This is a genomic window from Arcicella sp., from assembly GCF_964672035.1.
This window is the reverse complement of sequence record NZ_CBABQS010000019.1, coordinates 36,321-55,864: the sequence shown is the minus strand read 5'-3', so window position 1 is coordinate 55,864 and position 19,544 is coordinate 36,321. Positions and strand designations below refer to the sequence as shown.

Genomic DNA, 19,544 nt, shown 5'->3' with positions numbered 1-19,544 from the left:
CTCATGCCACCCAATTTAATCCTTTACGCAGTTCCTTTCTTTGCCATTTCGATATTGGTAGAAGGCATTTTCTTGTACCGTGAACAACGAGAACGGATTGATATTAAAGATACATTTACCTCGGTTGCACTGGGTTTTGGTAATTTGTTTTCAGGACTAATTACGAAAACCATCATGGCGGTGATATTTTGGTATCTCTACGACAATTTCCATATTTTTACCCTCGATGGTTCGGCTTGGTGGATGTGGGTTTTAGCATTTTTTGCCGATGATTTCAGCTACTATTGGTTTCACCGAGAAGCTCATTTGGTACGTTATTTTTGGGCATCGCACAAGGTTCACCATTCCTCTGAAAAATATAATTTGGCTACGGCTGTTCGCCAAACTTGGACGGGCAACATAACGTTTTCTTACGTATTCTATCTGTGGATGCCCATTGTGGGGTTTCATCCGATTGTCATTTTGGTGATGCAACAGATTAGTTTGTTGTATCAATATTGGATTCATACCGAAACCATCGGCAAAATGTGGCGACCTTTCGAGTATATCTTCAACACGCCTTCGCACCATCGGGCTCATCACGGTTCGGATGTAAAATATTTGGATAAAAATTATGCAGGAATCATGATTATTTGGGACAGAATGTTTGGCACTTTTATCGAAGAAACCGACCGTCCAACGTATGGATTAGTCGAAAATGTTAATACTAATAACCCAATAAAAATTGCTTTCGGGGAATGGGTTGATATGGGAAAAGATATAATTACAAGCCCAAAACATACTTTAAATTATGTCTTTGGACGACCTGGCTGGAGCCATGACGGTTCAAGAAAGACGGCGAGAGAAATGCAGAAAGAATTAAATCAACAATAACAATGATGCAAGAAATGGAATATAAAGTGCCTACGATGGCAGAAATGATGGCTTCTGGTGAAACGCCCGAAGTGCTTTTTTGGGTAGGTTGTGCAGGTTCATTTGATGACCGCTACAAAAAAGTAACGATTGCCTTTTGTAAAATTTTGAACCACGTGGGCATAAAATTTGCCGTTTTGGGTACGGAAGAATCCTGCACAGGCGACCCCGCCCGTAGAGCAGGAAACGAATTTCTGTTCCAAATGCAAGCCACTATGAACATTCAAGTGTTGGATGGTTATGGCGTTAAGAAAATCGTAACGGCTTGCCCGCATTGTTTTAATACCTTGAAGAATGAATATCCAGCTTTGGGAGGAAACTATGATGTTATTCACCATTCTACTTTTTTGCAAGAATTAATTGACTCAGGAAAAGTAAAATTAGCGGGAGGAGGAGAGTTCAAAGGCAGAAAGATTACTTTCCACGATTCTTGTTATTTGGGGCGTGCCAATGATATTTATGAAGCTCCAAGAGCAGTTTTGGAGGCTTTAGACGCTGATTTAGTGGAAATGAAACGTTGCAAAACCAAAGGGCTTTGTTGCGGTGCGGGCGGTGGTCAGATGTTCAAAGATGCCGAAAAAGGAACGAAGGAGGTAAACATTGAACGCATTGAAGATGCTCTTGAAACGGGCGCAACAACCATTGCCGTAGCGTGTCCATTTTGTATGGTAATGATGTCTGATGGGGTGAAAAACAAGGAAAAAGAAGATTCTGTAAAAGTGTATGACTTAGCGGAATTGTTGTTGGAGGCGATGTAGAAATTAGCTTTGAGCAATTAGCTACGAGCATTGAGTTTTTAGCATTATCGTTTCTTGATATTTCTTCGTAAATTTGTAGAAATAAAACCTAAAAGAGCTAAGACACAATCTTTGCTCTTTTTTTGTCGAAAAAAATCATGCTAATTAACGTTAAAAAAGATATACGTAAACAGTCAATTGCTCAAATAAAGGAGTTTTTGACCGAACATAAAGAACACGCATTCAGAGCGAAACAAGTTTACGAATGGCTTTGGAAAAAATCGGTGCAAAATTTTGAGGAAATGACCAATCTTTCCTTAAAAACCCGTGAATTATTGGCGGAACATTTTGAAATTCGTTCGGTGAAAGTGGCGGAAAAACAGGTTAGTTCCGATAGAACCATCAAATCATCATTTGAATTATTCGATAAAAATTTGGTCGAAGGCGTGCTGATTCCTAACGATGACCGCATGACTGCCTGTGTGTCTTCGCAAGTAGGTTGTTCGCTTACGTGCAAGTTTTGTGCAACGGGTTATATGGACAGAAAGCGTAACCTCGATGCTGCCGAAATCTATGACCAAGTAGTTAGAATTCGTGACCAAGCAGAGTCACATTATCAAACGCCACTGACAAATATCGTATATATGGGCATGGGTGAGCCCTTATTGAATTATGCAAATGTCTTAGAATCAGTTGATTATATTACATCTCCTGAAGGTTTAGGAATGTCTCCAAAACGTATTACGGTTTCTACGGCGGGTATTGCTAAGATGATTACGAAGTTGGGCGATGATGAAGTGAAGTTCAATTTGGCATTGTCGCTTCACGCTGCTAATGACATAAAACGCAATGAAATTATGCCCATCAACGAGTCAAATACTTTGGAGGCTTTGAAAGAATCGTTGCTGCATTTTTATAAAAAAACAGGTAGTAGAATTACGCTTGAGTATATTCTTTTTTACAAATTTAATGATTCCTTGGAAGATGCTCGTGAACTTTGGGAATTTGCCAAACAGTTTCCTTGTAAAATTAACATCATCGAATATAACCCGATTGCGGAGGCAAGTTATACCAATACCGATCCACAAACCTTGGCAAAATTTGCAGGATATTTAGAAGCAAAGAATATGATTATAAACGTCCGCCGTTCACGTGGAAAGGATATTGATGCGGCTTGCGGACAATTGGCAGGGAAGAAAGCACCTGTAATTGCGTAATTATTAATTGATAGAGAATAATGAATAGATCTTTCCATTCATTATTCTCTATCAATTATTAACCATCATAAAATACTCCCCAATTGCCAATCCCGCCAACACAATCATTGCTAAGCATAAAATTACCTTTCCAACGATTCCTGTAATCAAGCCAATAAATGAGCCAATGGCAGCTTTTAGAGCAATTTTAGGCTCAGTTTTACCAATTATCTCTCCTATAAAAGCCCCGAGAAAAGCACCCAAAAACATTCCGATTGGCGTGAAGAAAAGTCCTACCAATAGCCCAATCGTTGAACCCCACGAACCGTATTTTGTACCCCCAAATTTCTTAGTTCCCCAAATGGGTGCGTAATAGTCGAAGATGCTCATGCCTACCGTTAATAAAACGAAGAACGTTAAAGTTGTACGGTCAAATTGGGCATATTTTGAGTAATGTAAAAGGAACAGTCCAATCAAACTAATGGGAGGTCCAGGTAAAGGTAACACTGCACCCGCCAAGCCTGCGAAAAGGCAAATTATTGAACCAATTAATAGAAGTATATCATTCATTTTGATTTATAATTTATCGATTTTGTAACATTTTCATGATTCTAAATTTCGTTTAAAATCATCTTGGTACTTCAATTTTCTGTAAAATCTGGGCAATAACATCTTCTGCCGTTGAGCCTTCCATTTCCTTTTCGGGGGTAAGAATTATGCGGTGACAAAGTACGGGTTTTGCTAATTCCTGTACATCTTCGGGTGTTACAAAATCACGTCCACGAATGGCGGAAAGGGCTTTTGAGGCGTTCAATAATGCCACCGAAGCACGGGGAGAAGCACCCAAATATAAGAATTTTGAATTTCGAGTTTCGTGAATAATTTTGGCAATATATTCCAATATTTTCTCCTCAACCAATACCAATCTAACTTTCTCTCGAAGGCTCTGTAATTGTTCAGCACTCATGACCGCTTGTACCATGGCGACGGGATTATTCGCCTGATTTACCGAACGCTCGTGATTTCCTTGAAGAATCTTGATTTCTTCTTCGAAAGTGGGATATTTAATGACAATTTTGAACAAAAAACGGTCTAATTGGGCTTCAGGCAAACGATAAGTTCCTTCTTGCTCAATCGGGTTTTGAGTAGCCATCACCAAAAATGGGAAAGACATTTGGTAAGTTATGCCACCATTGGTGATTTGACGTTCTTCCATCACCTCAAATAAAGCCGCTTGAGTTTTGGCTGGTGAGCGATTTATCTCATCAATCAACACAATATTTGAGAAAATTGGCCCTTGTTTGAAGTCAAAATCAGTCGTTTTAGGATTATAAACGGCCGTTCCCAAAACATCCGAAGGCATCATGTCGGGCGTGAATTGAATTCTACTAAAATTTGTCGAAATAGTTTTGGCTAATAGTTTGGCTGTTAGTGTTTTAGCTACGCCGGGAACGCCCTCCAAAAGTACATGACCATCGGCAAAAATGGCAGTCAATAAAAGATCAATCGTATTTTGTTGTCCGATGATAATTTTACCTACTTCGGCTCTAATATTGGTTACGGCTTCGTGTAGATCACTAAGGTCAATTCTTGATTCAAATTCCATTATAATTGTATTGATTTATTGTGAGAATGAGGTTACACAGAAAACCGCAGAGTTTAAAAAAGAGAACCACAGGGTATTGAATGAGTCACCTCCATGGCTCTCTATTTTTTTCTCTGAGGCTTTCTGTGTAACCTCATCGGCAACTCTTAAACTACACATTTTTATAAAAATTTTCTATCTGTTCGTTCAAGGTAATTAATTGATCTTCAGTGATAGAATCATTATTTTGAACAAAAGAAATATGGTCAAAAAGGTCGTTAATTTCTCGGGGTGAAATACCCGATTTATTACTCAAATCGCTTCTGAATTCTTGGTCTATTTCAGTCGTTTTTAGGTAAAATTTTGTGCGTATATAAGCCAGTAAATGCGTGATTTTCTTTTCAGCAATGGCTTTATGATCTTTTTGATGATAATAAAGACTGCCAATCGTTTCCACAAATTGTAAGGAAGTATTTTTGGGAGATTCCATTATTGGAATAATTCGCTGACGGCGTTTTCCTTCAAAAATTAAGTAAATCAATAAGGCAGACAACGTAATAAAATACGCCCATTTCAAGGCAGGTTGGCTGACAATAAACTTAAAAGGGGACTCTTGCGTATCTTCTTCTCCTTTAGCTTCACGAGATTTTAAGGTACTTCTGGCCAACTTTCCGATTGACATAACATTCACATATTCATCCCAAAAAGTGGGTTGTTCGGGTAAGTAGGAAAGGGCTTTGAAAACGTAATCAGAATTGTCATTTTTCACCATATAAAAATTGGTAAAAGCCATGGGAACGGTGTTCAAAAAGAAGGTTCCTTTTCCAAAATTAACTTGAATAAAATTAGGAAAACCTTTGCTATTTTTTCCTAAAACCGTAAAATGATTTCTATTTTTTGTACTATCTTTTATGTCAAAATAAGTATCCGCTGCTTGCTTTTGATATTTGTAATCAATTGATTTTCTGATAGTTGTATTAGTAAAATTAATACTAACAGAATCATTTAAAGCTAAATCTTGTACGTATAAAGTTTGGAAATGGAGCGTATCGTCAAGTCCAAAAAAGTTCTCGGAAGCAATGAAAACGGAATTCCCTTTTTGAACGTAATTCAATAGTTTTATAAGCGACAATGAATCTGCCCGAAAATACCTAAAAACGTATAAATAATTACTTTTAGGGGGAAGTTCTACGGCTCTTTTTTTACTAAAAATGGGTACTTTTTCATCCGAAATTTTCTGATTTGGAAAAACATCAGGTAGCACTTTATACAACAATTCGCAACCGAAGGGAATTTTGTCCTTGTTGGAAAATGTTGGTGTCCAATCGGTTAGTTTTGGTTTATAGATTTCAAATAAAACAAAACTTATGATGGTAATCAATAAAATGATGAGGTAAATTCGGTGTTGTTTCATACTTTGTTATTCCTCCGTGCCGTCATCGGTAACCGTTGCCAAACCCACAATTTTATCATTCTGCACGGTGATTTCCAAAAACGAATCGCTCTCACCAAATTGCACGCTGACGGTTGTAACCCAATCATCCACCGTGTTATCAACATCACGAAGTTTATACGATTTTGGGAAGCGTTTTTTGACTTTATTCATTGGGTCGCCGACCTTTAAACCGCCTAAATTTTGAAGATTAAATTTGGGCGTTGTCAATTCAAAACCACTCACATTTTCATCTACCACAAAAAAGGCATCTTTTCCATACAAATACATTTCAAAATGGTTAGATGTCTGAGAGTCAGGAGTTTCTTCTTTACGAACGGAGTCTGGAGTCCCTAATTTTTCTAAGATTATACCATAATTTGTTCCTAATTTTATGCCCGAAATACTCATAGATTGGAAGTTGAGCGTGTCATAATCTTCGTCGTTCACTCGTGTATGAGACTTGAAAGAGGATAAAGTAAGACTGATTAAAAACGTAACAAGAAGAGTAATACTGAATGATTTCATGGGTTATTTTCATTGTCCATTCGCAAAAATGGAATTACTGAACGTTAAAAATTGATTTTTTATATGTATAAATTGTACTTCATCAACGGGGAAATCGCCGTACCAAGCGTATTCAAATTGAAGCGTAATTTGTTCAAAATCTGGACGCAAAGTTGGTGAATTTAGTTCATAAACGTATGAGCGATTGGTTTTATTGATTCGCCAATCAATCATTTCACGGTCGGTTAATTCCTTCAGGGCTTTTAAGTAATATAAGCGAATTGCCAAACGATAGTTTTTTTGTGTAATTGCTTCGGTGATTGATTCTGTGAAATCAATGGCATGAATATTTTCTCCGAGGGTTTCGTAAGGAATGTCGTTGTTATCCTTCTTTCGGTATAATCCAGCAAAATTAACGCCCATTAATTTCAAAGTTACATAAACTATCACGCTCGCCACAAAAACGTAAGCTGCTGTTTTCCAGAATGTTGGATTGCCAACACCTGTAAAAAGGTTACCAAACCAATTGAAAAATCTTCTCAATAAACGTCTCCACCAAGTATCCAAAACCTGCGATTCTTGAATGCCATATTGATAATCTCTCGATTTTTTCAAAGCCGTCATTTTGCTTTCTAAAGGCTTTCTGACAGTTATTTTGGATGAATCGTGGGTTAAGGCTTCTGATTTTGGCGAATATTTTTTTATATCTGCCAAAGTTGAAAAACTTATGAAGATGAATGTATAAATTACAGTGAATAGAAAAATGCCCAACTTTCGTCTAAAAGTTAAAAGCTGACTTCTATTCACTATTCTCTGTTCACTATTCTCTAAATTAATATTCCTCATCTTCATTCAAATCTAATTTCTTCTGTCCAATACCTTCAATGAGCATTTTCAATCCATTTCCTTCTCGTTTTTCTACCAAATTAAAATACTGAAAACTGATGGCCACGTAGGTAAGCGAAGACACAACCACTTGCCCAACCGTAGAAATTACTGTAGTAATAATCAAAGGAGCGTTTCCAGCAATACCTCCGCCAACTTTCAGTACTTTCATAAAAGTAACAATCATGGCGGGAGCGCCAAATATCATCGAAACAAATGAATTGATAATGGTAATAATCATAATTAACCCAAAAGTTGACCACCATTTATCTTTTATCAAAAACCTTGCTCTGCCGAGTGCTTCCCAACCATTAATGCCCTCGTAGGCAACAATAGCGGGGCTGAGTGAATACATAGTGCCAAAATAAAAGAAGGGAATAAAAGCAATTAATCCAAACATAACCGCTAAAAAACCGCCTAAAAAACCGTTTCCTACACTAATTAATGCGCCAATAATTCCTCCGAAAGCCAATAATATCAAAACGATAATCAGAAATATAATTCCATAACTACCCAAAACGGGCAGAAAAATAGTTTGCATTCTCGCCCAAACAGCTTCAATCGTAATAGATGCGGGATTTTCGGTTTTGTTATATTCAATCATAAAAGCATATACCGTAATGGCCACCGTAACCGATGCTAAAATCAAGAAAATGATAGCAATCAAATAATTTATACTAAAAAGATGGGCAAAACTATCTCCGAAAGAATTAGCAAAAATTTCACCAGCGTTTGTGCCACGGGGTTTGGTTGCTCCAGGCGAAGCAAAGCTTAAATTATTACTTTGAACAATGCCGTTAGCAATTCCGCCAATCAAACTCAATGGGCCAGCAAAATAGAGTAGAGATAAAAATAAGGTTTTGAAATTTTGGGAAACAAAGCTAAAACTGGCATTGATTTTATCGCCAAAATCACGTTCTTGTTGTAGTATTATTGTGTCTTTTTTCATTGAATAGTGTTCGTTTTTAGTAATTGGGAATTAGTTATTGGGTAATTAGGGATTAGTTATCAGATAATCAAAAATTAGATAATTAAGACTTTAAATTTATCGTGACGTGGAAAAACTAATTACCTAATTACTCAATTGCCTTCTTATTCAAAACAATCGGATAAATAACAAAATACCAAATAATGAATAATCCCGAAGGAATAATGATCATCAAACTCGGCCAAAGTCCCAAGTGTTTACGGGTCAAGAAACTCTCAATAAATCCTGCCGTAATAAACAAAGGAACCAAGCCAATTATTATCTTTAAACCTTGTTTTGCCTCATTTTTGAAGGATTCTAAGCGAGTAAAAGTCTTTGGAAAAATGAGACTATTTCCCATTACCAAACCTGCACAACCCGCAATCACAATGGATGAAATTTCTAACGTTCCGTGAAGCCAAATCGTTAACAAAGACGTTTCTAAAAATCCGTGTTCATAACAAAAATACTGAAAAACACCGACCATAATTCCGTTGGTAATTAGAAAATATCCCGAACCAATGGAGAAAAATACGCCCATTACAAAGACAATAAACGAAACTCGGATATTATTTATCGTGATCATAAAAAACATATTCAGCTCGTCTTGGCTTCCATAAATAGCCAATGGGTCGCCTTTTTCTACATTTTCTAAAGTCATATCCACATAATCGCTTCCCAAAATTAATCTCGCAAAAGAATCATCATAAGCCGCCGAAACCACGCCAATTAATGCCGCAATCGTGAAAATAATGAAGGAATAAAGTAATTCTCTTTGGTAATTATACAAAAGAAAAGGTAATTCTTCTTTCCAAAATAAAATGAAACGGCTGGCCTTTTCTCTTTTATTAGCATAAATTTTTCCGAAAAATTTACCCGTCAATCCGTTCAAATAGCTTGTTGTGGGCGATTCTGGGTAAAATGTTCGAGCATAAGAAAGGTCGTCGGTGAGTTGGATAAATCGTTCAGAAAGCACGTCAGGGTCGGACGTGAGCGTATCTTGCTCAAATATTTGCCATTTATCAATGTTCTGTTTTTTGAATAATGCTTCCCGCATGAGGCTTTGGGTGTATAAGTATGCAGCAAAAGTTAGTTAGCAGTAGGCAGTCATTTAAAAACATGATTTGCTAATAATAAAGCGGTTGAATCTGAATTGAAAATACTGCCTACTGCTAACTAAGTACTGCTAACTAAGTTTGGAATTTGCTAAAACCAGCTATCTATTTTATCTTTCGGAAAGATACAAAACTTTTATAAAAACACAGTATCAATGAGTCAAATTCAAATACAGACTACCCAAAATGTAGTTCTTTCGTTCACACCTGCCAGCGTTGGCGACCGCATCTTAGCTCATGTTATCGACTGGACAATTTTTATTGCTTGGTTTTTGATTTTCGCACTCGTGGCTTCGGGCATGGGTGATGCTTTATTTGGCAGTAAGATTGGAATGGTTGTTTTCTTTGTCTTTATGTTATTGCCCGTGATGCTTTACGACCTACTTTTTGAAGTTTTTATGAACGGACAAACCTTAGGAAAACGGGCCATGGATGTTCGAGTATTGGCTTTGGATGGTACTCCACCCACACTCGGAGCCCACATTATGCGGTGGATGTTCAGGTTGGTAGATACAGGAATATTCGGTTCGATGGTGGCTTTAGTCGTGGCAGCAGTCAATGGCAAAGGGCAACGTTTAGGCGATATTGCCGCAGGAACCGCCGTTGTAAAATTGAAGCAAACTGTTAGTTTAGCGCAATTGAAGCAAGAAAAAATCCAAGAAGACTACGTTCCTGTATTTCCAGAAGCCTCTCTTTTGTCCGACCGTGACGTAGTAACTATCCGAGCCGTTTTGAAAAAAGGGAAAGATGAAAATAATTCTGTTTTAGTATTTGAAGCCGCCCAGAAAGTAAAAGAAGTAATTGGTGTTCAGTCAGAAATGGAAAATATGGCGTTTTTGCAACAGATTCTTCAAGACCATACGTATATGATGATGGTGGAATAAATTACCCTCAGATCGTAGCTAAAAACATCTTCCGATAGTTTAGCGGACTATATCCCGTCACGACTTTAAACTGTTTATTGAAATGTGAAATATTGCCAAAACCGCTTTCAAAACATACTTCTGCTACTTGTTTATCGGTAGAATTGAGGAGATTGCAGGCGTGTTTTATTCTAAATTCGGTCACTAAATCTAAGAATGTTTTCTTGGTTATTTTCTTGAAATACCTACAAAAAGCCGTTTCGGTCATGTTGGTTAAATGAGCCGCCATTTCAAGATGAATATCTTGGGTGTAATGCTCAATTACGTAGGCATAAACTTTGTTAATTCTACCTAAATCAATGGCTGATAAATCGTACTTATCGGGTTGATTATCAATGATTTCGAAGTCTTTTGAAGTGGCAATGGTATTCAATAAATCCAACAAGCCCAATAACTTTTGAAAGGGAGGAACGGTTAGCAAAAAAATCATCTCTCTGGCTACTCTATCGCTTGTTTTTCCCGAAATTAAAATACCCGATTTTGCTTTTTCCAACAAGTTTCTGATGGGTAATGTCTCAGGGTTTTTAAAGAAGCCTTCTCCCAAAAAATCTTCCCTAAATTGCACTACAATTGAACGGGCAGAATTCTCATTTCCGATACCATCATTCTTCCAACAATGGGGTACATTTGAACCCAATAAGACTAAATCTCCTTCCTTAAAATCTGACACTTGATTCCCCACAAAACGCTTTCCTTCACTTTTGAGAATAAGCGTTAATTCAAATTCGGGATGAAAATGATAAGGGGCATCAAAGTAGGGAAGCGTAAATTGGCGGAATAAAAAAGAGCCGTCTGTGGCTTTATCTAATTGTTCAAGGGAAGCTTTCATTAAAGGAAAATTTCAGCAAGTGGATAAAAGTAGGGTTTAGGATTTAGGCGTTAGCCATGAGTGAAACAACCAATTAAATATCAGCTATTTACACCAAACGAAACATTGTTTAAATACATACGACTACTTAACAAAGTATTATGATGATAAAATTGCACAAAAAATGGCAAAAAATGACAATAAGTATCTGAAAACTAATGAATTACTTTGTGAAAGATTTACAATTTAACAAAAATGAGAAATGAATATATTAACACAATTGCCAGATTTATTGCAAAATTATACGATTACTCAAGAGCAACAAGCTGATTATCAAGCAAATGGGCATGTTTTATTGAGAAATATTCTGAATCAAGAAGAAATAAAAAGCTATCGGGATGTTATTGTGAATGCTGCCGAAAAATTTAATACAGAGAAACGAAAAATGGAAGACCGTGACACGTATGGGAAAGCCTTTTTGCAAATTATGAATCTTTGGGAAGTTGATGAAGACGTGGCAAAATTTACGTTAGCAAAACGTTTTGGTAAAATTGCCGCTGACTTAATGGGCGTTGAAAAAGTGAGGATTTATCACGACCAAGCTTTGTTTAAAGAAGCAGGTGGAGGACATACACCGTGGCATCAAGACCAGTATTATTGGCCCCTCGAAACCCAAAAAGCCATCACGATGTGGATGCCTTTGATGGATATTTCCGTTGCAATGGGAATGCTTACTTTTGCCTCTGGGTCGCAGGAATTGGGATTTATGGGTAATTTAGAAATTTCGGATAAATCAGAAGAAATTTTAGGAAATCTGGTGAAAGAAAAGAATTATCCCATCACACGGGCGGAGGTTATGCAAGCGGGCGATGCTACTTTTCATGCTGGTTGGACGCTCCATTCTGCACCAGGAAATTATTCGGATAAAACACGGGAAGTGATGACCATTATTTTCGTGGAAGACGGGGCAATTATTACCGAACCTAAAAATAAAAATCAAGAAGCAGATCGTTTAAAATGGTTCAAAGGTTTGCCCGTGGGAAGTCTGGCAGCTTCGGTAATAAATCCATTGATTTAAAACTAATCAATGTTTTGGACAACCACAGTCATTTTTCTTAAATAATCCCCATAAAAAACCTTTTTTACGACGACGTTTCACCGCTGTTTTTGCGACGAATGAAGTTTCGGAAATAGTCGTTTTTTTGTAAGAAATACTGTTAGATGCTTCGGTTTCAATTTGAAAACAAGCAAAAATGACGGTTAAAAGAATTAGCTTTTTCATGGAACGAAATTTTTGTCAGATGATTTCAAATATAATATTACAGGTTAATTATCGTCTGACCTATAAATTGTAAACGAAAAAGCCGTGCCAAATTGTATTTTGACACGGCTTTTTCCCCTATTAATTTTCACATTAAAATTTACTCTTCAAATAAGCAAGCGCTAAATCGTAAGCATCTTCGCCTGCTACTTTATCATATTTTGGATTTGATGGATTCGCAAAAGCGTGTTCTGCATCGTAGCTTTTTACTTTAATTTTTTTGCCAGCAGTTGCCATATCTTTCTCAAATTGAGCCACAACTGCGGGTGAAATCCATTGTTCTTTTCCTGCAAAAAGTCCCAATACATCACAATTAAGGGTTTTTAGTTTCTCTACATCTTTTTCGGGCATTCCGTAATACATCACGCAACCAACGGCTTGTTTACCTTCCAATAACGCCGATTTCAACGATAATCCACCGCCAAAGCACCAACCTACCGAAGCAATTTTCGCCTCTTTTCCTACGTGATTAATTGCTCCTTCGATAATAGCAGCCAAACGTTTTTGGTCAGCGCCTCCCATCAATTTTCCGGCTTCTTCCGGACTTGTGGCCACTTTACCGTCATACATATCAATCGCCATCACGTTTACATCTTGTAAATCGTTATAGAAAGTCTCAGATTGTTTTTTGATATAATCATTTAAACCCCACCATTCTTGATAAACGAAAAGGTATTTGTTCGATTTTTTAGCTGATTTAATCAAAAACGCATTGGCTGTCTGGCCATCGGGCGTTTTGAATTTTATCATTTCGCCACCCGCCAAACTTACGTGCGTGTATGGAAGCGGAGACTCGTGTGCTCTTTGGAATTCTTTCGTTGAAGCCATTAATTGCATATCGTCTTTATTGCAATCAGCTTTTGAAATTGGTGAGCAACAACTTTGTGAAAAACCGAAATAACTTACGGTTGATAAGATAAGGGTTAATAGTAATTTTTTCATTGGATAGTTATTTTGTTTGTGAAGTATTAACTGATAAATTTAAGAAAAGGTTTATAGGTTTTAAGGAAGTCGCCCTTTTAAAGGACGAGTTTTTGAATATAATTTTATTTAGGATGATAAATTTGCTTCGCTTCCTTCAAAACTACACTTCTATCCAAGGTCATTTTCTTGGTTTTTTGTTGTGAAAATAACTCCATTTGATCAGCATAATGTGGACTATCAGGGTGATTTGAGGCTCCGTAGCAATTAATGCTTTCGATTTCTGGCAGACCATCTTTCGAGAATTTGACCAATTCAATGTATGACTCTCCCGCATTTGCCTTGACTTTACCATTTTTGTAGGGTACCGTTCCCATGGCCGCTAACACATCTGGAATCCCAAAAATCGGTAGTTCTTTATTTCCACGAACCAATTTTTGCATATCGCCTAATTTTATATCCACCGTTCCAAAATTATTGAGCAGATGATTTTGGGCAAAACGCAATCCTTCTAAACAATTATCCACTGTCAATTTTTGAATATTTCCATCTCGTAGATAATATTTGTCATTGCAATAATCATAGAATAATTTGAAAACCGCCGCATCTGGATTATCGGCTTCGGCACGTTTATTCCAGTTTTGTATTTTCTCGATAATGTGTTTTAATTCTGGATAATCGCTTGGTTTTAAGGTATATAGCGCTGATTCATTAATGAAATAACTCAATTTTGTGGGTAATTGTAAATCGTATTTTATCTTCTTGAAATCATCGTAACTCACTTTTTGATACTGCGAAACCAATTCCATAAAACGTTTACTTCTATTAGTTTCCCAACGTTCAACGCCCATCGTAGCATCAAAATTTTCGGGCTTTAAATTTTCTTCAGGAGCAGTGGCACTGTAGGGAGTATTGTTTGAATTATACACATAGCCAGCTTTTGGATTCAAAATTTGGGGCAAATCTTGAATCGGATGGTAAGTATTCCACAGATTTTCTGAGGTATTTCCTGCCAATGTTCCCGTCCAATTGAACTTTGGATTTCTGAGAGGGATTTTTCCGTTAGTGATGTAGAAAATATTATCCTCTTTGTCGGCATAAATGATGTTAAACCCTGGGATCGAAGTCATTTTTAAGGCATCATAAAATTCAGTATAATTTTTTGCCTTATTCATTCTATACCATTGTTCCATCGGTTTTATATCGAAAAGCGAAGCAAATCTGATAGAAAAAGTGCCCGTTTTTCCCACAACCGTTGGGCCATATTTACTCCAATAAATTTTCTTTTTTACCCCAATCACAATGCCCTTAATCTTCACTTTTAGCTTAACGGTTTCTTCTTCCAAATCAAGCCATTGGTTATCAAAACGATACTGATTTTTGTTTTCGGGATTGATTTCTAATTGGTACAAATCTAATTTATCGTGATAATTTACGGTGTGAGCCCAACCTAAATGCTCATTTACGCCGTGCAAAATGGTGGCTGCCCCAGGAAAAAGCCCTCCCAAAGCATTCCAACCCTGTTCGCTACAAACGTGGGCTTCGTACCAAGAGGCCGGCCCTTCAAGCGGTTGATGTGAATTGATATTGAGGTAAGTTTTTCCATCGGTAGTTTTTCCAGCACTAAACGCAAAAGCATTAGAGGCCTTCGGGCGAAATTCTTCCAAAGTGGCAACTTTACCATTAAAAATTGATTGCAAAGCACGGTCGAAACCCGAAAAAGAGGCAATCGAAAGCATGGAAGCCGTTAATTGGTCTTCAATCGTAGCGGGGAATTCTCCTTTCACCAAAACTTCTTTCGGATGGGTTCTGGCGTAAGCATTTATGCCTTCCACATAGCCGGTAAGCAAGGCTTTATATTCGGGAGAAATCGTGTTAATATTATCCTGAACGGTTTTTCTGGCACGAATCAAAGCTACCGCATAATCGACGGCGGCGCCATTTTTACCCAAATATCTCCCCAATAATTGCTTACCACCCAAGAGTGTAAATTGAATCGTTTTGAAATCATCTTCGGCATGAGCGTACGCTAACCCATACGCTACTTCGGGGTCAGTTTTGGCAAAAATATGAGGAACTCCCCACGAATCTCTGGCAATGGTTACATTTTCGGGATTTATCTGCGCATGAATGAGTTGCGGGATAAAAATTAAGAGAAAAAGGATGTTTTTTAGTATTTTCATGAAATGGTTTGTCTTTGAATAATTTTTAAAATTCTATTCAATCAAATGGAAATATTCTCGGTCAAAAACTCGGAAATATAGCCACGGAGGTAAGGTTGCAAAGCCCGGTTGCATATCATCAAAAGTTGGTCGTTGACTCACATGAGCGAGCATACAATCACGTTTGTAACGTCCGTAAGGCGCAATATTTACGCACAAATCAGCTTGTGGAAGTCCTTTTTCTGGGTCTTGGGGATAATTTTTTCTAAAACCTTCGGCAATTTTTAACGCAAAAGCAATCATATCTTTTGGCAAAGTAACTTGATATAATTTCTTAGGAGAAAAATTAGGTTTCCCTTTATCTTCTTGAAAAACTTCCAATACTGCTTTTGAAACATTTCGATGATCAGGATGTCCGTATAAACCCACTTTATCATCCAACGTAAAAAGTACGGAAGGCTGGTACTTTTGGATTAACGAACGAACTACTTTTTTTAGCGAATCCAGCGGTATATTGGATGTCCCAGAATCGGGAAAATCAAACATTTCGTGGTGATTCAACTCCAAAATACTCGCTATTTTATCCACTTCTTTGGTACGTCTTTGTCCCAATTGTTTTTTGAGTCGATTCAAAGAGGTATCCGCTAACTCTTTAATTTTAGAAACATCGATAATACTTCCATTTAATCCCGCTTCGCCACGAGTCATGTAGCAGATACTTGTTTCAACGCCTTGCGATTTCAACATTCTCATGGTGCCGATAATCGTAATTTCATCGTCAGGATGAGCAAAAATGGCTAATGCTTTTTTTTGTAAATTCTCAGGAATTAAATTTTCGGTTTGCGATACATTTTCATCCTGAATTTTGGAACGGAGATAAAATAACCCACTGAATATCAGTAATATTATAACGGACAAAATGATGATTAGTTTTTTCATGTCGAAAGACTTCAAACAAAAAAGAGGCACGAAGCCCCTTTTTTGATATTTATAAAGATAGTTTGGTACAGTGTACGCTAATTACTTATTCAATAATTCGTCGAATGTAATACCCACATAGAACATTGAACCAACTGTTGGATTTCCAAAACCTGTTGAATATGCGTTACCCAATATGTTGCTTCCACCCACTTTCAAGATTGATTTAATGCTTGGAATTTTCTTACTTATTTGAGCATCAAGCGTATTGAATTGTGGAACGTAAGCAAGTCTTTGTTGTGACACTAAAGTGCTTGCAATGCCTGTTGGGCCATCAAACGCTTCTTGGTATCTCCAAGCTACTGAGAATCCAAAGCCTGTTCCGGCAACATTACGATTTCCTACACTTGCATTCACACGATACAATGGCGTGCTAAAACCTACTTGCTGATTTTCGGCTGGAATATCTTTTTGATTAGTAATTTCGTTACGAGCACCATTCAAACCTAAAGTGAATCCACCAGGTAATGAATAATCAAATCCTAAACCCCAACCTGCTGTTTTAACATCAACAGGCGTGTTAGTTGAAATTGAGAAAACATTCAAAGCATTAATATCTGATGCTTTAGCTGCCGTAGTAACAGAGACACCATTGATGAAATCTTGGTAAGTGCTTTGGTAATAATAAGCGTCAAAAAATAATTTTTTGCCTAACAATCCTTTATAACCAATCTCCCAAGTATAAACTTTTTCTGGTTTGTACTCACCAAAAGTAACGGCAGTTGGATTTGCTTTTCCAGTGGCAATATCAGTAACGCTATACGCAGGTTTACCCTGTAAATATTTATCACGAAGGAATGGAAGACCACCCAATAAGCGAGCGCTACCCACAAATAAGTCAATGTATTGATTTTGTGTGGTTGGCATTCGGAAACCTGTTTGATAAGATACACGGAAATTATTGTTATCATTAAGCGATAAAACACCGGAGATTCGTGGCGTAAATTGTCCCGCAAAATTTTGGTTTTTATCGTAGCGCATTGAACCTGATAACTTGAATTTGTCGTCAAACATTTTCTTGGCTAATTGTACATATCCACCAAACTCCGTAATGGTAAATTCTTTGCCTGATTCGTCTAAAGAAAAGATTGTTCCACTTGAATTAAGGTTATAACTACGAAGATTAGCACCCACAATTACTTCTACGGCATCATCAAATTTCTTGGTTAAATTGTACATACCTTCAGCATGATACATGGCTGTTTTATCTAAGAATTTTGCCCCAATTGCACGTGCCGAAGCGGGTGCTAAAATGCCTGGAATTGCTCTGTTTTTTGAAGCATCAGCCGCATTGTTAAATTCTGGAGTTCCTGGCAAAAAACGACCTTTGTCGGCATTTGCTCTGGCTGAACCGTAGAATGTTGCTGGGCTGACAGCAGCGACCGCCGCATTGGCAGCCGTTACACCCGCTGTTAATGCTTGAAGTTGCGTTTGACCTGCTTTCAAGGCATTACCAAAAGCTGTTGAAAAACCAGCACCGTAAGCTCCTAAAGCAGTTGCTCCGTAAGTTCCAGCAAAACCAGCTACATAATCACCATACCAAGCTTCACTTTTTTTCCATGCTTCGTTGATACCACTGGCTAACAATGAATTAGCGTAAGAATCGCCCGAATTTTCTTGCGTAGTGTAGGCACGTAAATAAAAGTCTGAGCCTTTCAATTCAGCCTTTGCTTGCCATAAAGTAAAGTTTTTGATTGAATATCGGTCTGAACCTGTGTAAACGCTGGTTCCATAACCATAATTTCCTTGAAGAACTGCTTCCACTTTATCATTCAAACGATAGTGCAACGCAGCATTTAATTTTAAACTTTTAGTTGTATAATCAGCTAAAGTATTTTCTTCGTAACCTGTGCGTGAAACAAAAACAGTGCTACTTGGAAAAACAGAGTTGAAAATAGCCGTTGGCGTTAAAAAACCACCCGTAGCGGCCGAAATTTGATTAATGCCTGCCGTCAATCCATTAGTTGGGTCTTGAAGAATTGGTCTCAGTAAACTTTGGAAATTCAACCCCTGATTCGATTCATCACCGTAAGTATTTACGCCATTGTATGCTTGGTCAGAAGCTCTTGTACCAATGCCCACACCATTTCCATTGACTAAACTTTGGTTACTATAATTATTGGCTTGCCAATCTTGTGCTTGCAAATAAGCAAAATTAACCTTGAAGGCGAATTTGTTATTGAATGCTTTTGCATAACGGAAACTATAATCCGTATATCCCGTTGAAGGAGTAGTACGGCTACTTTCATTCATCGTTCCAAATTTTAAATTGGCACTCAATCCTTGGTACAGGAATGGACTTTTTGAATTCATCAAAATAATACCATTCATGGCATTTGGTCCATAAAGAGCTGATGCTGCACCTGGAATTAACTCAACGCTTTCTAAGTCTAATTCACTAATACCCACGATGTTACCAACTGCAAAGTTTAAACCTGGCGCTTGATTATCCATTCCGTCCACCAATTGAACAACTCTTGGATTACCGCTTCCGTTGAACCCACGAGTTGTCACTGATTGAAAAGTCAAACTTTGTACGTTTACATCAACACCTTTCAAGTTTTTTAGGGCATCATAAAAAGAGGCCGATGGTGTATTTTGAATAGCACGTAAGTCCATTTTCTCTACCGAAACGGGTGATTTCATCACACCTTCTTCAACTCTTGATGCTGAAACCACAACTTCCTGACCCAAGATGTTCTGCTCTTCCATTTTAATGTCAAAGTCAGACTTGCTCCCAGTTACCGTAATTTCTTGTGTTTTGTAACCAATGCTCGAAACAGCAATGGTAAAGGGTGTTGGTGTGGTGGTAGAAAGTGAAAAAGTACCTTTGGTATCAGTTATCGTACCAATTACTTTTCCTTTCACGGCAATGCTTACCCCAATTAGTAATTCTTTCGTGGCTCCATCGCTAACTTTACCCGAAATTTTAGTTTGTGCAAACGACGATGCCGCAAGCAACATGATTGAGGCAAAGAAGCTAAGCCCCATCTTAGTAAAAAAGTTTTTCATAAAATGACTTTTTAGTGAATTAAGGTTAAAATACATTAATTTTGTAATACAAAATTGCAAATTATTCTGTAAAAATTAAATTA

Annotated in this window: 18 protein-coding genes; 5 read left to right on the top strand and 13 right to left on the bottom strand. The window is 37.5% G+C overall.

Annotated features, from left to right (window positions below; translation table 11 throughout):
* Window positions 1-3: 3 nt before the first annotated feature.
* The 3 genes from AC1W31_RS07720 (at window position 4) to rlmN (ending at window position 2,866) form a co-directional block, all read left to right on the top strand.
* A complete protein-coding gene (locus AC1W31_RS07720; protein ID WP_481733844.1) occupies window positions 4-873 on the top strand; it encodes a sterol desaturase family protein in 870 nt (289 codons plus the stop codon).
* Window positions 874-878: 5 nt separating this feature from the next.
* On the top strand, window positions 879-1,670 hold the full coding sequence (locus tag AC1W31_RS07715; RefSeq protein WP_481733856.1) for a (Fe-S)-binding protein: 792 nt from the start codon (window positions 879-881) through the stop codon (window positions 1,668-1,670).
* 137 nt (window positions 1,671-1,807) lie between these two features.
* Entirely contained in the window at window positions 1,808-2,866 is a 1,059-nt protein-coding gene (gene rlmN / locus AC1W31_RS07710; RefSeq protein WP_481733843.1) for a dual-specificity RNA methyltransferase RlmN, read from the top strand.
* Window positions 2,867-2,917: 51 nt separating this feature from the next.
* On the opposite strand, the gene AC1W31_RS07705 is transcribed toward rlmN, so the two are convergent.
* The 7 genes from AC1W31_RS07705 to AC1W31_RS07675 all read right to left on the bottom strand — a co-directional run bounded on the left by AC1W31_RS07705 (window position 2,918) and on the right by AC1W31_RS07675 (window position 9,278).
* Window positions 2,918-3,415, bottom strand: coding sequence for a DUF456 domain-containing protein (locus tag AC1W31_RS07705; RefSeq protein ID WP_481733842.1), 498 nt, complete (start codon window positions 3,413-3,415; stop codon window positions 2,918-2,920).
* A gap of 58 nt (window positions 3,416-3,473) precedes the next feature.
* A complete protein-coding gene (locus AC1W31_RS07700; RefSeq protein WP_481733855.1) occupies window positions 3,474-4,454 on the bottom strand; it encodes an AAA family ATPase in 981 nt (326 codons plus the stop codon).
* Window positions 4,455-4,602: 148 nt separating this feature from the next.
* Window positions 4,603-5,844: a DUF4350 domain-containing protein gene (locus AC1W31_RS07695; RefSeq protein ID WP_481733841.1), complete on the bottom strand. Its 1,242-nt coding sequence runs from the start codon at window positions 5,842-5,844 to the stop codon at window positions 4,603-4,605.
* 6 nt (window positions 5,845-5,850) lie between these two features.
* Window positions 5,851-6,390, bottom strand: a complete 540-nt coding sequence (locus tag AC1W31_RS07690) for a hypothetical protein (protein ID WP_481733840.1) — start codon at window positions 6,388-6,390, stop codon at window positions 5,851-5,853.
* A 9-nt stretch (window positions 6,391-6,399) separates the two neighbouring features.
* Window positions 6,400-7,083, bottom strand: a complete 684-nt coding sequence (locus AC1W31_RS07685; RefSeq protein WP_481733839.1) for a DUF4129 domain-containing protein — start codon at window positions 7,081-7,083, stop codon at window positions 6,400-6,402.
* A gap of 118 nt (window positions 7,084-7,201) precedes the next feature.
* Window positions 7,202-8,203, bottom strand: a complete 1,002-nt coding sequence (locus AC1W31_RS07680) for a hypothetical protein (RefSeq protein ID WP_481733838.1) — start codon at window positions 8,201-8,203, stop codon at window positions 7,202-7,204.
* A 127-nt stretch (window positions 8,204-8,330) separates the two neighbouring features.
* On the bottom strand, window positions 8,331-9,278 hold the full coding sequence (locus AC1W31_RS07675; protein WP_481733837.1) for a stage II sporulation protein M: 948 nt from the start codon (window positions 9,276-9,278) through the stop codon (window positions 8,331-8,333).
* Between the two features lie 213 nt (window positions 9,279-9,491).
* On the opposite strand from AC1W31_RS07675, the gene AC1W31_RS07670 reads away from it, so the two are divergent.
* Window positions 9,492-10,220, top strand: a complete 729-nt coding sequence (locus tag AC1W31_RS07670; RefSeq protein WP_481733836.1) for an RDD family protein — start codon at window positions 9,492-9,494, stop codon at window positions 10,218-10,220.
* Between the two features lie 7 nt (window positions 10,221-10,227).
* Here the strand turns inward: AC1W31_RS07670 and AC1W31_RS07665 are convergent, their stop codons facing one another.
* Window positions 10,228-11,088, bottom strand: coding sequence for an AraC family transcriptional regulator (locus AC1W31_RS07665; protein WP_481733835.1), 861 nt, complete (start codon window positions 11,086-11,088; stop codon window positions 10,228-10,230).
* Window positions 11,089-11,329: 241 nt separating this feature from the next.
* Between AC1W31_RS07665 and AC1W31_RS07660 the strand changes: the two genes are divergently transcribed.
* The gene (locus tag AC1W31_RS07660) at window positions 11,330-12,145 is read left to right on the top strand and encodes a phytanoyl-CoA dioxygenase family protein (RefSeq protein WP_481733834.1); all 816 of its coding nucleotides are present in this window, start codon (window positions 11,330-11,332) and stop codon (window positions 12,143-12,145) included.
* A 6-nt stretch (window positions 12,146-12,151) separates the two neighbouring features.
* Here AC1W31_RS07660 and AC1W31_RS07655 read toward each other — a convergent pair whose 3' ends face one another.
* From AC1W31_RS07655 to AC1W31_RS07635, 5 genes are all read right to left on the bottom strand, one after another.
* The gene (locus AC1W31_RS07655) at window positions 12,152-12,349 is read right to left on the bottom strand and encodes a hypothetical protein (protein WP_481733833.1); all 198 of its coding nucleotides are present in this window, start codon (window positions 12,347-12,349) and stop codon (window positions 12,152-12,154) included.
* 132 nt (window positions 12,350-12,481) lie between these two features.
* Window positions 12,482-13,330: a dienelactone hydrolase family protein gene (locus AC1W31_RS07650; protein ID WP_481733832.1), complete on the bottom strand. Its 849-nt coding sequence runs from the start codon at window positions 13,328-13,330 to the stop codon at window positions 12,482-12,484.
* A 104-nt stretch (window positions 13,331-13,434) separates the two neighbouring features.
* The gene (locus AC1W31_RS07645; protein WP_481733831.1) at window positions 13,435-15,492 is read right to left on the bottom strand and encodes a penicillin acylase family protein; all 2,058 of its coding nucleotides are present in this window, start codon (window positions 15,490-15,492) and stop codon (window positions 13,435-13,437) included.
* 33 nt (window positions 15,493-15,525) lie between these two features.
* The gene (locus AC1W31_RS07640) at window positions 15,526-16,410 is read right to left on the bottom strand and encodes a PIG-L deacetylase family protein (RefSeq protein WP_481733830.1); all 885 of its coding nucleotides are present in this window, start codon (window positions 16,408-16,410) and stop codon (window positions 15,526-15,528) included.
* A gap of 81 nt (window positions 16,411-16,491) precedes the next feature.
* Window positions 16,492-19,461, bottom strand: coding sequence for a TonB-dependent receptor (locus tag AC1W31_RS07635; RefSeq protein WP_481733829.1), 2,970 nt, complete (start codon window positions 19,459-19,461; stop codon window positions 16,492-16,494).
* Window positions 19,462-19,544: the final 83 nt, after the last annotated feature.

Coding starts and splice junctions, on each gene's coding strand:
- AC1W31_RS07720 (WP_481733844.1), top strand. CDS start 4: ATGCCACCCAATTTAATCCTTTACGCAGTTCCTTTCTTTGCCATTTCG.
- AC1W31_RS07715 (WP_481733856.1), top strand. CDS start 879: ATGCAAGAAATGGAATATAAAGTGCCTACGATGGCAGAAATGATGGCT.
- rlmN (WP_481733843.1), top strand. CDS start 1,808: ATGCTAATTAACGTTAAAAAAGATATACGTAAACAGTCAATTGCTCAA.
- AC1W31_RS07705 (WP_481733842.1), bottom strand. CDS start 3,415: ATGAATGATATACTTCTATTAATTGGTTCAATAATTTGCCTTTTCGCA.
- AC1W31_RS07695 (WP_481733841.1), bottom strand. CDS start 5,844: ATGAAACAACACCGAATTTACCTCATCATTTTATTGATTACCATCATA.
- AC1W31_RS07690 (WP_481733840.1), bottom strand. CDS start 6,390: ATGAAATCATTCAGTATTACTCTTCTTGTTACGTTTTTAATCAGTCTT.
- AC1W31_RS07680 (WP_481733838.1), bottom strand. CDS start 8,203: ATGAAAAAAGACACAATAATACTACAACAAGAACGTGATTTTGGCGAT.
- AC1W31_RS07675 (WP_481733837.1), bottom strand. CDS start 9,278: ATGCGGGAAGCATTATTCAAAAAACAGAACATTGATAAATGGCAAATA.
- AC1W31_RS07670 (WP_481733836.1), top strand. CDS start 9,492: ATGAGTCAAATTCAAATACAGACTACCCAAAATGTAGTTCTTTCGTTC.
- AC1W31_RS07665 (WP_481733835.1), bottom strand. CDS start 11,088: ATGAAAGCTTCCCTTGAACAATTAGATAAAGCCACAGACGGCTCTTTT.
- AC1W31_RS07660 (WP_481733834.1), top strand. CDS start 11,330: ATGAATATATTAACACAATTGCCAGATTTATTGCAAAATTATACGATT.
- AC1W31_RS07655 (WP_481733833.1), bottom strand. CDS start 12,349: ATGAAAAAGCTAATTCTTTTAACCGTCATTTTTGCTTGTTTTCAAATT.
- AC1W31_RS07650 (WP_481733832.1), bottom strand. CDS start 13,330: ATGAAAAAATTACTATTAACCCTTATCTTATCAACCGTAAGTTATTTC.
- AC1W31_RS07645 (WP_481733831.1), bottom strand. CDS start 15,492: ATGAAAATACTAAAAAACATCCTTTTTCTCTTAATTTTTATCCCGCAA.
- AC1W31_RS07640 (WP_481733830.1), bottom strand. CDS start 16,410: ATGAAAAAACTAATCATCATTTTGTCCGTTATAATATTACTGATATTC.
- AC1W31_RS07635 (WP_481733829.1), bottom strand. CDS start 19,461: ATGAAAAACTTTTTTACTAAGATGGGGCTTAGCTTCTTTGCCTCAATC.